This window comes from Polaromonas sp. P1_A2 (assembly GCF_056406895.1).
The window spans coordinates 449,986-463,283 of the sequence record NZ_JBFTZI010000004.1; the positions used below are offsets into that span (position 1 = coordinate 449,986).

At 61.9% G+C, this 13,298-nt stretch carries 13 protein-coding genes; 5 read left to right on the plus strand and 8 right to left on the minus strand.

Annotated elements, in window-relative coordinates:
• Window positions 1–78: 78 nt before the first annotated feature.
• From AC1D09_RS18110 to AC1D09_RS18125, 4 genes are read right to left on the minus strand one after another with little or no spacing between them, the layout of a single operon-like run.
• Window positions 79–1,233, minus strand: a complete 1,155-nt coding sequence (locus AC1D09_RS18110) for a glycosyltransferase family protein (RefSeq protein ID WP_477662128.1) — start codon at window positions 1,231–1,233, stop codon at window positions 79–81.
• A complete protein-coding gene (locus AC1D09_RS18115; protein WP_477701159.1) occupies window positions 1,230–2,174 on the minus strand; it encodes a glycosyltransferase family 2 protein in 945 nt (314 codons plus the stop codon). Before AC1D09_RS18115 ends, AC1D09_RS18110 begins: the two co-directional genes overlap by 4 nt.
• Window positions 2,104–3,333 carry an ABC transporter ATP-binding protein gene (locus AC1D09_RS18120; protein ID WP_477662126.1) on the minus strand — a complete coding sequence of 410 codons (1,230 nt, stop codon included), beginning with the start codon at window positions 3,331–3,333 and terminating at the stop codon, window positions 2,104–2,106. The genes AC1D09_RS18115 and AC1D09_RS18120 overlap by 71 nt, the downstream gene beginning before the upstream one ends.
• On the minus strand, window positions 3,323–4,132 hold the full coding sequence (locus AC1D09_RS18125; protein ID WP_477662125.1) for an ABC transporter permease: 810 nt from the start codon (window positions 4,130–4,132) through the stop codon (window positions 3,323–3,325). The genes AC1D09_RS18120 and AC1D09_RS18125 overlap by 11 nt, the downstream gene beginning before the upstream one ends.
• 388 nt (window positions 4,133–4,520) lie before the next feature.
• Here AC1D09_RS18125 and AC1D09_RS18130 point away from each other — a divergent pair, with 388 nt between their 5' ends.
• Complete coding sequence (locus tag AC1D09_RS18130) at window positions 4,521–6,038, plus strand: PglL family O-oligosaccharyltransferase (protein ID WP_477662124.1); 1,518 nt, start codon at window positions 4,521–4,523, stop codon at window positions 6,036–6,038.
• Between the two features lies 1 nt (window position 6,039).
• Here AC1D09_RS18130 and moaC read toward each other — a convergent pair whose 3' ends face one another.
• The gene (gene moaC, locus AC1D09_RS18135; RefSeq protein WP_477662123.1) at window positions 6,040–6,525 is read right to left on the minus strand and encodes a cyclic pyranopterin monophosphate synthase MoaC; all 486 of its coding nucleotides are present in this window, start codon (window positions 6,523–6,525) and stop codon (window positions 6,040–6,042) included.
• A 41-nt stretch (window positions 6,526–6,566) separates the two neighbouring features.
• On the opposite strand from moaC, the gene tfpZ reads away from it, so the two are divergent.
• On the plus strand, window positions 6,567–7,346 hold the full coding sequence (gene tfpZ / locus AC1D09_RS18140) for a TfpX/TfpZ family type IV pilin accessory protein (RefSeq protein ID WP_477662122.1): 780 nt from the start codon (window positions 6,567–6,569) through the stop codon (window positions 7,344–7,346).
• Window positions 7,347–7,377: 31 nt separating this feature from the next.
• The gene (locus tag AC1D09_RS18145) at window positions 7,378–8,961 is read left to right on the plus strand and encodes a M48 family metalloprotease (RefSeq protein ID WP_477662121.1); all 1,584 of its coding nucleotides are present in this window, start codon (window positions 7,378–7,380) and stop codon (window positions 8,959–8,961) included.
• Here the strand turns inward: AC1D09_RS18145 and AC1D09_RS18150 are convergent.
• The 3 genes from AC1D09_RS18150 to AC1D09_RS18160 all read right to left on the minus strand — a co-directional run bounded on the left by AC1D09_RS18150 (window position 8,917) and on the right by AC1D09_RS18160 (window position 10,579).
• Window positions 8,917–9,273: a phage holin family protein gene (locus AC1D09_RS18150; protein WP_477662120.1), complete on the minus strand. Its 357-nt coding sequence runs from the start codon at window positions 9,271–9,273 to the stop codon at window positions 8,917–8,919. The two genes, AC1D09_RS18145 and AC1D09_RS18150, sit on opposite strands and share 45 nt — an antisense overlap.
• A 76-nt stretch (window positions 9,274–9,349) precedes the next feature.
• Complete coding sequence (locus AC1D09_RS18155) at window positions 9,350–9,799, minus strand: hypothetical protein (RefSeq protein WP_477662119.1); 450 nt, start codon at window positions 9,797–9,799, stop codon at window positions 9,350–9,352.
• A gap of 51 nt (window positions 9,800–9,850) precedes the next feature.
• On the minus strand, window positions 9,851–10,579 hold the full coding sequence (locus AC1D09_RS18160; RefSeq protein ID WP_477662118.1) for a TerC family protein: 729 nt from the start codon (window positions 10,577–10,579) through the stop codon (window positions 9,851–9,853).
• 438 nt (window positions 10,580–11,017) lie between these two features.
• Here AC1D09_RS18160 and AC1D09_RS18165 point away from each other — a divergent pair, with 438 nt between their 5' ends.
• Complete coding sequence (locus AC1D09_RS18165; protein ID WP_477662117.1) at window positions 11,018–12,718, plus strand: T6SS phospholipase effector Tle1-like catalytic domain-containing protein; 1,701 nt, start codon at window positions 11,018–11,020, stop codon at window positions 12,716–12,718.
• 127 nt (window positions 12,719–12,845) lie between these two features.
• A complete protein-coding gene (locus tag AC1D09_RS18170; RefSeq protein WP_477662116.1) occupies window positions 12,846–13,283 on the plus strand; it encodes a DUF3717 domain-containing protein in 438 nt (145 codons plus the stop codon).
• Window positions 13,284–13,298: the final 15 nt, after the last annotated feature.

The following is a 13,298-nucleotide window of genomic DNA, read 5'->3' on the forward strand; positions in this document are numbered from 1 at the left end:
ACGCCGTAAAGTCTTGGTCATCACGTCGCCTTGACCCGCATATCCTTTCCTTATCCGGCTGATCGGTGCCGAAAGCCGTTACTTGGCGCTTCGAGAAAGCCTGTTCCAGATAAACCGTAAGGGCTTGGTAATGCGCCAGGAGACGGTCGACTTCACGCGCGATAGTTCCTTGCTGAGTTCCGCTTCTCGAGCACTGAAGAACTTCGCGAGCCGGATGTATTGCCTATGTTGCATCAAAAGCTGATTGACGCCATTGGCAGGCTCCTTTTCAGAGGGCAAGATTCGGGGGTGAGCAAAGAGCGATATCAGATTTTCCCGTAGGTTAAGAAAACGTTCGGCAAAATTCAGGTGCACATCAAGTCTGTCAAGTGACTCGCGATATCCCTTGACAATCTCCTCCGCAATGGTTTCGGGTGTCTTTTTGAAAAACCCTCGGCCGGAGAAATTGTTCTGGCCGGCAAGGACGAAGTCTTCCTCACGTAGCCAGCCAGGCCCGCCAAAGTGATCGTAGCAATAAACAGGTACCTTCAAGGCAAAACAATACGGGACGGTCTTGCCAATGCTTATCACCACATCGTAGTTCAGCAGCAGACCGGGATTTATCAATACAGGGGTACCCCCTACGCCGATATGGGTGACGGCAATGCCTTGTTTCTTAAGAAGAGCTGTTGCTTCCAGCACTTCGGGAGGGGGGTGATTGCTGATGATCGCCACATGCTTCGCGGCAGAATTGTGAGACTTTTTGCGAGAGTCCCAGTAATTGCTGGGAACGGCATTGGGAAAAACGATAACCTGGCCGGCATCCAGTCCCAGTTCTCCTTGAATGTGATTTCCGTTCTCAAAGGAGTTGGCGAGCAGTAGATCGACCTTGGCTCTGTACTGAGGAACCACTTCAAGTGGATCAAAGTGGGAAAGGCTGGAGAAAACAATCGTGTCGGCTTCAATCTTCTGGACCAGAAAAAGCTCATACAAGACCGGGGCGTGATGAATCCACGCCAAGTCGAACTTGAGGCTGCCGACGGCAGATGGCTCCCCAAGCAAGTCAACAATTCGGAATCCATGCTTCCCAAATTCAGATGCCATAGGCTCACCCGTCAATAGGGCGGCAACCGAAACTTCCCAGCCCATGTCGCGCAACTCAATAGCAAGCTCCAGCGTTAACACCTCCGAGCCTGCATAGCCGACCAAGCTATGGCTGGCGACAATGGCGCGCTTGACGGGAGTAGTTTTCAATTGGAGAAAGGTCCAGCTTTATGGTTCTCTGGCAGGGCAGATGCAGCTTGGTCTATCCGGACTGAATTGTTGAAAAGATCGGCGCCCCATTCGAACAGCGGTCTCGCAAAATCAGATTGCGCATGCACTGCGCGCCCTTTGCGGGCTAGCCATTTCTGCCCATAGGTTTCGGGTGGGAAATGCCTTACATAGTAGTCGCAGGTTTCTTCCCATTGATCGATGGAGATCGCCTTGCCATAGTGCTGGCAGTAAAAATTGGTGATCACGTGATCGACCCCAGTGGGTTCTCTTGAATCTAACCCTGCGTATCGAACGACCGGAAGATTTCTCCATAGCATCAGGATATCTCTTTGTTCGGGACCGAAAAATCGCCGAAAATCTAGTAGGCGTTGTCCATGTACAAATGGGCTATGGTCATCCGCTGTCATATAAGCATCAAACAACCGGACCCGTATGCCATTGCATCTTGCGACGGACTCGCTGCCAATGAATTCGCGGAGATCGCCCGTAATTCGTTCATCTGCATCGAAGCAAAGGGTCCAGTCGAAATTCAGCTTTGAACGTGCAAGCTGAAGCAGAAGTCCTCTGTGCCTTGTTTCGGCTGAGAGGCGCGCAACTGTATCGCTCTCCCACAGGGTATTTCCGATCACCATCGCAACCTTGGGATGATTGAGAAGGATATCGAGCGTACCGTCGGTACTTGCATCGTCATACGCAACAATGGCGTCAACCTGCTCCCCGACATAGTCGAGGGTGTCGCCCAAGATAAGCGATTCGTTACGAACCCGGGTGATTCCCACCAGGCGGTGTTTTCCTGACAGGAGCGCTTTATTGCCAACCGCGAGAACTTCGGTTCTCCGCAAATGCCATTTACCAAAGCCAAGTATGCGCACAGGCAACCTCCCCTTCCCATCGAGGAATGCCCTTGAGGCTGAGCTCATTCACCACTTCGAACGACGCGCATCGCTCAAATTCATCGTAAGCGAACATGGCGTCGCGGTCGCAAACATTGGCTGAAACCCAATAGTGACCTGGTATAAATCCGATGCTAGGAACACAAAGACTAATATGTTGCACTGCTTCCGAGAGAAAGATATCGTCGCGAACGGTGTTGAAAATTGCGATCAATTTGCCCTGATCATTGTGGATCAGTACCCCCAGGCCGAATTTTCCCGGCCCAGGCGCCGATCCAGGAAACTGCAGCGAAAACCGCAGTACCAAACTGCCGCCCACCGCCAGGTGCTCGTTCTCTACGGCGGCCTTTGTAATTGCGATTATCTTGTTTCGCCTTGATGGCTGGCCGCTTTGGGTTCCTTCGTGGAGCGCATGCGAATCTTCCCTGGCTTGGTTTCTCCTGCGGACGTCTTGATGGATGTGTGCTTGGTAGGCGGCACAAACTATGGGTGCGTCGCCGCTTTGCATCACCTCCCCGCCATCCAGCCAGATTGCTCGCTGGCAGAAATTTCTGACTGCGGGCATTGAGTGGGTCACGAGAAGAATGGTTGTTCCGGTACTCTGCAAGCTTCTCATCCGTGTGATGGAGCGCTCCTGGAATTCCATATCCCCCACTGCCAAGGCCTCATCCACAACCAGAACGTCCGGATCGACGTTGACGGCCACAGCGAACGCAAGCCGGACAAACATGCCGCTTGAATAGATCCGCACCGGCTGGTCAATAAATTCGCCGATATCGGCGAAGGCCGCGATTTGGTCGAAACGCTCGTCAATCTCGGCTCTCTTGAGGCCCATCACTGCGCCCTGGAAGTAAACATTCTCCCGGCCCGTGAATTCCGGATTGAAACCCGCACCCAATTCCAGCAATGCCGAAATTCGTCCATTGATCTTCACCGAGCCCGCGCTTGGATTAAGAATGCCGCAAATCAGCTGGAGCAGTGTGCTCTTGCCGGATCCGTTGCGGCCGATGATGCCGACGGTCTCTCCTTTTTTTATCTCAAAAGAGACATCTTTCAGCGCGGTGAATTCGCGGTGAAAGCGTATTCGACCGAGCGTAAATGCTTGCTTGATCCGGTCGCCCGGGTGACCGAAGATGCGATAGGTTTTGGTCAGGTGGTTGGCGGAAATCACGACGTCAGAGTGCATCGGCGAATTCCTCCCGGCTGTGCTGGAAAAAAGCATACCCTAGCACCGACGCACCCAGGCAAACGCCCAGCGCCATGCCCCATGTGCTCCATTCAATCGGCCGGCCGGTGACTGCAGCGCGAGAGGCTTCGATCACTATTCCCAACGGGTTGTATTCGTAGGCGGGGCGCAACGCGGCCGGCACCGCACTGATGGGATAAAACACAGGCGACAGGAACATGAGCATCTGCACGAATACAGGAATAATTTGCGTCATGTCCTTGATAAAAACACCCCATGCCGCGACGAACCATGACAGCCCCAGTGCGAGTAACAACACGGGGAGCAACAAAAGCGGGAAAAGCACAATCTGGCCATGCAATCTCCCCGCCCAAGCCAGCGCGGCCACCAGTATGAGGAAATTGAATGTGCTATGGACCAGGGCTGCCCCCAAGGGAACGACGGGCAGGATGTGCACCGGAAAGATGATTTTTTTTACAAAACTCGAATAGCCGCGCACGGATACCGGGGCGCGGGAAACTGTTTCGGAAAAAATGTTGAAGGTAATCAGACCGCTGTAGAGCAGCAGCCAGAACGGCAGGCCGCTGTCCTGCTGGGGCCAGCGTGTCTGGAAGACCTGGCCGAAGATGAAGGCGAAGATCGCGAGCATCAGCAGCGGGCTGAGGAAAATCCACAACACGCCAAACATGGCGCCTCTGTAACGCAGCAGCACGTCCCGTTTGATAAGCTGGCCAAGGAGATAGCGGTGACGCCAGATATCGGACGCGATCCGAAGAGGGTTTAAAACAACCGCGCTCATGACTTGGCAAGCGCTCCATCGGTTAAGGTCGCAAGCCCGGCTCGAGTGAGCTTGGGTCGCGCTTGTTCGCAGGGGGTGTGCATATTTTTCGGTGATGGATGGCTGTACCGGCGCGAAAAGCCTTGTTCTTACAGGGTTGCAAGGCGTAACGGCACGATGCTAACGCATGGGAGCCTGAAAAGACGATGCTGTTGTGCTTCGAATGTCTTGCCGGTGCGAGCCGGCGGACCGGCGGCTGGGGATTGGCCTGATGGCCGTGCTTGCCATTCGCCTGCGCCGACGCAACCCCCCCCCCCGGCCGCCCGGATCAGTTAATCTCGCAAGCTTCGGTCTTGTTCTCATCGTTTCGGATAAGTGATCGCTTCGAGCCTTCCGGCGTCCTACCTTTATGCAATTGATCGCCATCCTTTTTCTGGCACTCCCCTGGCTTAACCCGCTTGCGCCCGGCCCCTCGCCAGGCGTGGTGCCCTGGCTGGTGTCGCTCGCCGCGGCGGCGGCCCTGGTGTGCCTGGCCCCGCTGCGCGCTGTTTCGGGCCAGCCCTCAAGTGAAGCTTCTTTTGCCCAGCGCTGGGTGGCAGCGGCGGCTTGGGCCTGGCTGCTTGCCGGCCTGCTCAGCAGCCTGGTAGGCTTGTTCCAATACTTCGGCGCCACGGCGGCGCTGGGGGCGTGGGTAAGCCAGACGCCAGTGCCCGGGGAGGCGTTCGCCAACCTTCGCCAGCGCAACCAGTTTGCCAGCCTCACCAATATCGCCCTGGCGGCTCTGATCTGGGTTGCCAGCCGGCGCAGTACAGACGGGCCTCGCCAGTGGCTGGTGTATCTGGGGGCTTGCTTGCTGGCGGCCGGCAATGCCGCATCTTCCTCGCGCGCGGGCTTGCTGGAGCTGGTCGTGCTTTGTGTCCTGGCCGGGTTGTGGGGTGCATGGCGCCAGCCACGCGTTTTGCGCCTTTTGCTCGCGGCGGTGCTGGCCTATGCCGTGGCGACGCTGGCGCTGCCCTGGTTGTTGGGGTTTGACCCGGCGGCGCACGGCATGCTGGCCCGGCTGCGCGGCGGCGAACTGGCATGTGCGAGCCGCAAGGTGTTGTGGTCCAACGTGCTGGACCTGATTGCGCTTAAACCCTGGCTGGGTTGGGGCTGGGGGGAACTGGACTATGCGCATTACGCCACTTTGTATGCCGGGCCGCGGTTCTGCGAGATTCTGGACAATGCCCATAACCTGCCTTTGCATTTGGCGGTTGAGCTGGGCGTCCCGGTGGCGGTGCTGGTTTGCGGCTTTGGCGGGTGGTGGATACTGCGGCGGCGGCCATGGCGCGAAACGGATGCAGCACGCCAGCTGGCCTGGAGCGTGCTGGCGGTGATCCTGCTGCACAGCCTGCTCGAATACCCCCTGTGGTACGGGCCGTTTCAGATTGCTTTTGGCTTGTGCGTAGGCTTGCTGTGGCGCAGCGGCGGCGACGCGCCGGCGTCTGGCGCGCCAGGAGCGCCTGTTTGGAGGCGGCTGCTGGCCGTGGCGGCGATGGTGTGCTGCGCCTACGCCGTATGGGACTACCACCGTGTCAGCCAGATTTACCTGGCTCCTCAGGACCGCGATGCGGCTTACCGTGACGGTACCCTGGCCAAGATCCGGGACTCATGGCTGTTTCGCAACCAGGTCAGTTTTGCCGAGCTGAACCTGACGCCCTTGACGCGTGACAACGCCCGGTGGACCTTTGATACGGCGACGGCCCTGCTGCACTATTCGCCCGAGCCGTCCATGATTGAAAAAGTGATTGAAAGCGCTGTCATGCTGGGGCTTGACGACGAGGCCCTGATGCATTTGGCGCGTTACCGGGCGGCTTTCCCGAAGGAGCACGCGCGCTGGGCAGCGGCAAATGCCGGTTTGCCCGACGGTGTTGAGCGTTTGCCTTAGCTCAGGAATTGGTGAAGCTGCCGGATTTCCCGCCGTGCTTTTCGAGCAGCTTCACGTCAGTGATGGTCATGGCGCGGTCGGCCGCCTTGCACATGTCGTAAATCGTCAGCAAGGCCACCTGTACTGCGGTGAGGGCCTCCATTTCCACTCCCGTGGGGCCGACGGTTTCCACGGTGGCGCGGCAGGCGACGCTGGAATCGCTCTCCTGCGGCAGGAAGTCGATGGCCACGCGGGTCAGGGCCAGCGGATGGCACAGGGGAATCAGCTCGCTGGTTTTTTTGGCGGCCATGATGCCGGCCACACGCGCGATGCCCAGGACGTCTCCTTTTTTGGCGTTGCCTTCAAGAATGATGGACAAGGTCGCCGGATTCATTACGATACGGCCCTGCGCAATGGCGACACGGTGTGTGGCCGCCTTGCCCGCCACGTCAACCATGTGAGCTTGGCCTTGGCCGTCAAAGTGGGTGAGTGCGGGAGGGGAGGCCATGCTTTTACGAAACCTTTACAACGGGCCCTCATCATAAGACCATGTTTGCGAGTCAAAGTCCCCTCAAGAGCCGTTTGCTGGCGGCGGGTGTGCATTTTGGTATCAGCCTGACCATTGCGGCTTTCGCGGCGGCGCTGGTTTTTGTCGTCTGGTATCCCTATCCTTACCGGGAAATCTCAGGCGGCCGCGAGTTGTTCATGATCGTGGTGGCCGTTGACGTGGTCATGGGGCCTTTGTTGACCCTGGCGGTGTTCAACATCAAGAAAGCCCCCAAGGTGCTGAGGCGCGATCTGATGGTGATCGGCCTGTTCCAGCTGGCCGCGCTGGCCTACGGCTTATGGACGGTGGCCGTGGTGCGCCCCGTGCACCTGGTGTTCGAAATAGACCGGTTCAGAGCCGTTCATGCCATTGAGGTACCCAGGGACGAGCTGGCACGGGCGCCGGCGGGTTTGGGTACGCTACCGCTGACGGGACCCACATTGCTCTCGGTGCGCGAGTTCAAGGACGACAAGGAGCGCTCCGATACGACTTTTGAGGCCCTGGCGGGCAAGCCCCTGGGCACGCGTCCCGGGTTCTGGCAGCGCTACGATCAGGGTAAGTCCCAGGTCTTGGCACGTGCCAAGCCACTGGAGGAACTCAAAAAACGTTTTCCGGCCCAGGGGGCCGAAATTGACGCCGCGCTGAAGTCAGCCTCCGGCGGGAGTGACAAGCCCAGGCCCATAGGCTATATCCCCATGGTGGGGCGCAAAACATTCTGGACGGTCTTGCTGGACACCAACACCGCAGAGGTCATCGCTTTTGTACCCATTGATTCGTTCTAGGAAAATCCGGCCGCCGAGGCGAGGCCCTGTTTTGGGCCGGCTGGCGCTGGCTGTGCTCGCATGGGTGGCTTCAGCCAACCTCTCGCTGGCCCAGGCGCCCGCCAGCGTGCCCGGCACCACGGCGGGCTCCTTGCCCTCGCTGGGTGAAACGTCTGAACTGGCGGCTGCCGCGGAGCGCCGGATCGGCGACCGCATCGCCGCGAGCATTTACCGGGACCCGGATTACATCGACGATCCGGTGCTGACCGACTACCTGCAAAGTATCTGGCTGCCGCTGGTGGCCGCCGCGCGCACGCGCGGGGAGCTGCATGCCGAGCTTGAAGAGCGCTTTGCCTGGCAGGTGTTCCTGATCCGGGACCGCAGCATCAATGCGTTTGCCTTGCCCGGCGGGTACTTCGGCGTGCACCTGGGCCTGATCGCCGCGGTCGGCAATGCGGACGAAATGGCCGCCGTGCTCGGCCACGAGCTCAGCCACGTCACGCAGCGGCACATTTCGCGCATGCTGACGCAGCAGTCGCGCCAGACGCCGTGGATGATTGCCGCCATGATCCTGGGCGCCCTGGCGGCCGGGAAAAACGGCGACGCCGCCAGCGCTGCCATCGTCGGCGGCCAGGCGGTCGCGGTGCAAAACCAGCTCAATTTCTCAAGGGACATGGAAAGGGAAGCGGACCGCATCGGCTTCGGCGTGATGACCGATGCCGGTTTTGAAAGCCGCGGCGTGACCACCATGTTCGAAAAGCTGCAGCAGGCCTCGCGCCTGAACGACAATGGCTCCTTTCCCTACCTGCGCTCCCATCCGCTGACCACCGAACGGATTGCCGCGGCGCAGGCGCGCGTGCAGCTGGCCTCCGCCGAGGCCGAGAAGCCTTCGCGTGAAAAGCTGGTCGAGGCCGGCAAGGCCCGTGTGCTGCACGCGATGATGGCCGCGCGCGCGCGCATTCTGGCGGCGCCCGGGGTTGACGCCCTGCGCTCCATGGTGGCGGAGGCCCAGCGCCGCACCGCGCCCCTGGTTTTGCAGTCGCCGGCCTCGGCCGACAACGTGCGCGATGCCGGCGTTGTGTACGCGGGCGCTTATGCGGCGGCGCAGCTGCGCGATTTCGCGGGCGCCCGAAGCCTGCTGGCAAAACTCAGGCCGCTGGTCGCGGAGGTGCCGCAGGCGGCCGGTGCGGCGGATTTGCTGGCCGTCGACATCGACCTGCTGGCCGGCGTGGTCCCGGCCACGGCCGCGAGCTTCGATATTTCAAAGGCGGCGTCGCGCGCGGAGGTCTTGACCCAGGCGCGCTCGCTGCTGGCCGCGCAGCGGGCCCAGGATGTGTCAGGCCGGTTGCAGACCTGGGTGGCCGCGCATCCCAAGGATGCGACGGCCTGGCAGCTGCTTGCGGTCGCCTACGGCAACCAGAACCAGAATGTGCGGGCGATCCGCGCCGACGCGGAAAGCCGGGCGGCGCAGTTGGACTATCCGGCGGCGCTGGACCGGTTCAAGGCGGCGCAGGCCTTGATGCGGAGCAACCCCGGCAGCGCCGATTATGTGGAAGGCTCCATCCTCGACACGCGAACGCGCCAGACGGAATCACTTATCAAGGAACAGGCGCTCCAGGACAAAGTCGATCACTAGCTGCAGCGCTGAATAAATCAGTGAGCCTATCAGCGCGGCGACGAAACCCGTGACGTTCATCAGGTTGCTGGTCAGGCCGGCCGCGGCCCAGAACATGAGCGCGTTGACGACGAAGAGGAACAGCCCCAGCGTCACCAGCGTCACGGGCAGCGTCAGCAGCACGAGGATGGGGCGCACCACCATGTTGAGCGCGCCCAGCACGGCAGCCGCGATCAGCGCGCCGGTAAAGCTGCTCACCACCACGCCCGAATACAGGTAGGTGACCGCGAGCAGGGCGGCCGCGCTGAAAATCCATTTGAGGATGAGTTTCATGCCCGAAGAATACCATCGGGCCGCCCAAAGAAAAATGCGCCCCTGGGGGCGCATTGGCAAGGGGCGGCAGCTCCCGTCAGTCGGTCGCGACCAGCAGGCCGGCGCCCGCCAGCGCGGTGGCGTAACCCAGCACCCCGTGGCTTTCCTGGGCTTGTGAGGCCGTGACCGGCTGCATGTCCTGGCCGAACTTCGGCCGGCGGGCATCCAGCACGCGTGCCGCGCCGTGCTGCTTGATCAGCGACTCGGTCTGGGCGATCAGGGTGGTTTGCGCCAGCTGGGTCAGCACCGTGTCGCCCTCTTGTTCCAGCAGGGGCATCAGCTGGGCGAAGACTTTTTCCGCCCACTTGCCGCGCCAGCTTTCGCGCGCGCTGTGCGTCACCCATTTGCTGACGCGGTGCGTCACGCGGGGTGCGCAGCCGACCACGATCCAGCGGGTGGGGTTGCGGGCGCCGCCCGTGGGCAGCATGGGTTGCAGCATCTGCAGGGCATATGCGGCGTCGTCAACGTACACGATGATGTTGTCCATGAAGTTCTCCTTGAGTTGTCGTCGTTTTAGAAAGCTTGCTGGTTGCGGGTTTCAGTGCGGGATCAGGTCTGCGTCGCGGGTGGAGCGGTTGCGCCGGGTGGCCCACCAGCCCGCGCCTAGCACGCCGGCCACCGCCACCGCGTAGGTGATCCACTGGGCGGCCGTGTGCAGGGTGGCGGCGGAGGGCAAGGCGCCGGGTCCGCCGTAAATCGGGTCGAGCAGCTGTTCGCTCACGATCATCTTGGCGGCGGTGAAGGCCAGCACGGCGGCGCCGATGTTGATGATGACGGGGAAGCGTTCCACCAGCTTGAGCACCAGGGTGCTGCCGAACACCACGATGGGGATGCTCACCAGCAGGCCGATGACGACCAGGTCGAAAGAGCCGTGCGCGGCGCCGGCCACGCCCAGCACGTTGTCAATGCCCATCAGGGCGTCTGCCACCACAATGGTTTTCATCGCGCCCCAGAAAGTGCTGGCGACGGGGCCGTCGTGCTCTTTGTCGCCCTGGTCGGCCAGCAGCTTGTAGGCGATCCACAGCAATCCCAGGCCGCCGACCAGCATCAGGCCGGGGATTTTCAGCAGCCACACCACGCCGACGGTCATGGCGGAGCGGACCACGATGGCGCCCACTGTGCCCCAGACGATGGCTTTTTTCTGCAGGTGGGACGGCAGGTTGCGCGCGGCCAGGGCGATCACGATGGCGTTGTCGCCGGCGAGTACCAGGTCAATGAGGATGATCGCCAGCAGGGCGGACCACCAGGGGGCGGTAAATAGTTCCAAAGCTCACACTCCATGTCAAGTTTCGACTTGGAAATCCGAACGGGCGGATTTCCGGGCTCGTGAAACCGGAACAGGTTTGTGGGTGGTTCGGGTCGGGTAAGGGTGCCGCGAACGCCTCGATCAAACCTGTTCAGGTTTCAATCGAAGGTCTGGCTCGACATGCAGTGTCGCTGCATGCCCAACAAGCCGGAAGTGTGAACTTCGTAATGACGACTTGCTGTTAGCGATTTTGCTGTGGTGTCTGTTATCGAATATTGCAGCAAAACGAGGGAGTTACTCCCCTTCGTCCGGATATTTGACAATAAAAATGGATTTTTTGCAAATCCCCCTGTTCATCCGGGCCTGGCGCGCCCTGCTCCTCCATCCGGGGGGTGACAGCAGCCCGCGCCGGGCTTAAGGTTGCTCCCGTTCCCCCACCCACGGCGAAGGAGCGCGTCCATGAACAGGCAATTGATCATCTGCTGCGACGGCACCAACAACAACCTGACCGGTGGCGCCAGGGACACCAACGTCACCAAGCTGTGCGGCCTGCTGGCGCCGGACGACAACGACCAGTTGCTGTACTACGACCCCGGCGTGGGCAACCCCGGCGAGCTGCCCGGCGCGTCTCTGACCGACAGCCTCAGCCGCATTTTCGAGCGGCTGCACGGCCTGGCCTTCGGCAAGGGCGTGTATGAAAACATCGCCGAGGCTTATGTGTTCCTGATGCGGCACTACCGGCCCGGCGACCAGATTTTCCTGTTCGGCTTTTCGCGCGGCGCCTTCACGGCGCGCAGCATAGGCGGGCTGGTGACGCAGTTCGGCCTGCTGCGCCCTGAGATGGAAGGCCTGGTGCCTACCCTGCTGCACGTCTATTTTTCGGACCGCGAGCGGGGCGCACGCAAATACACCGCGATCCGCGACCAGATCAGCCGGCTCTTTGCCTCCGAGCAGGCCCGCGCGGCGCCGGTCTGGTTTGTCGGTGTCTGGGAAACCGTGTCTTCAGTGGGCGCGCCCTTGCTGAGCCGCACCATCACCGCCTCGCCGACCATTGTTGGCAAGCGCTTTCACCATGTGCGCCAGGCGCTGGCCCTCGACGAATACCGCCGCTCTTTCGAGCCGCGTCCCTACTACGTGGATCCCGCGCACGACTACGCGGCCGGCGGGCAAAGCATTGCCCAGCTGTGGTTTTCGGGCGCGCATTGCGACGTGGGCGGGGGTTACGCCCAGGCCGAGTCACGCCTGTCGCGCGATCCGCTGTTCTGGATGCTGCAGGAAGCGGCGGCCTGCCAGCTGCGCTTGCGCGCCGGCCTGGTGGATGCCGCGAGCCAGCTCGACACACAGGCAGTGCTGGCCGCGCTGGCACCGCCCACCTCCGGCGGACCGCCTCCCCGGCCTCGCATCCACAGCGAGACTTATTCCACGGCCCTATGGGCGCTGGCCGGCCTGCAGCAGCGCAACCCGCATGTGGTGCTCGACGCCGGGAAGCCGCAGCGGGTGGTGCCGGTGGAGCACCCTTCGGTGGCGGCGCTGGGCCTGTCTTTTCCCGCTGATACGGTCTGGGCGCGCCGCCGGCCTGTGGCCGGGCTGCTGGTGGCGCTGGCCCTGGCCGTGGTTTTCTGGCTGCTGGCCGGCGGGCTGTTGAACGGCGGCATCGTGCCGGCCCGCATGACGCTGTGGGAGTGCCTGCTGGCCTTGGGCCGGGATGCCGGCCAGGCGGCGGCCGCCAACCTGGCGCTGGCGCGCTGGCAGATTGGCTGGGTGGCGTCCTGGGCCTATCCGCTGGCCACACTGCCGCAAGCGGCCGGCCGCGTGGCCGGCGCTGCATGGGCCGATTTCGGCCTGGTGGCCGCTTATGCCTTCATTCTTGCCCGCGCCGCGACCTGGGCGTTTGCCCGCATCGTGCGTGTGCAGCGCGCCGGGCACAGGCCGCCGGGCTCGCTCAATGCGCTGGGGCTGGCCGCCATGGTGGCCGTGCTGGGCGACGCGGCGGAAAACCTGCTGACGCTGGCCCTGGTATCGGCCTTTCCCTGGCCCTTGCTGGCCGGGGTGGAGCCGCTGCTGGGGCTGGCCATGACCGTGGCTGCGCTGGCCAAGTGGGTGGGGCTGCTGGGTTGTGGGGCCCTATTTCTCCGGGGGCTGGCCGCCAGATCGCCCTGATGGCGGCCAAACCCGCGCTGGGAAAGCGATTTTGCGGTCTGGCCGATAATGAACGGCCCGGCTCTGCGGCTTCGCGCATCCTTCTTCCTTGGCGCGGCCAGCCACCTAATTTGGTACTTTATTTCCCATGCCCGGCATCCACATCACCGATATCGAAGCCGCCATCAATTACTGGCGCGACAAAAAGCCCTCGCCCGACGGCGTGACCCTGGCGCCCGAACTGCGCGCCCTCGCCGAGGTTTATGCGCTCATGGTTTTCTACCATGAGGACGAGGCCGACGAAAAAACCTTCCCGCCCAAGGCGCTCGCGGCCTGGCGCGCCTGGTACGACACCACGGCCGACACGCCCTGCATCGCGATCTGCTCGACCAGCCAGGGCGACGCTCTGTGCAAGGGCTGCGGCCGCACTTTCGACGAGGTGCAGCGCTGGCCCGAAATGACACCCGGCGAAAAGCGCGCGACCTGGCGGCGCATCACACAGGAGGCCAGTGCCTGGCGCTTTGGCCGCTATGCCGACCGGGCCCTGGAGGGGAAAGCGCCGGCCCCTGCCGACGAGAAGGCCTGAGGCCGTCAGCGATTA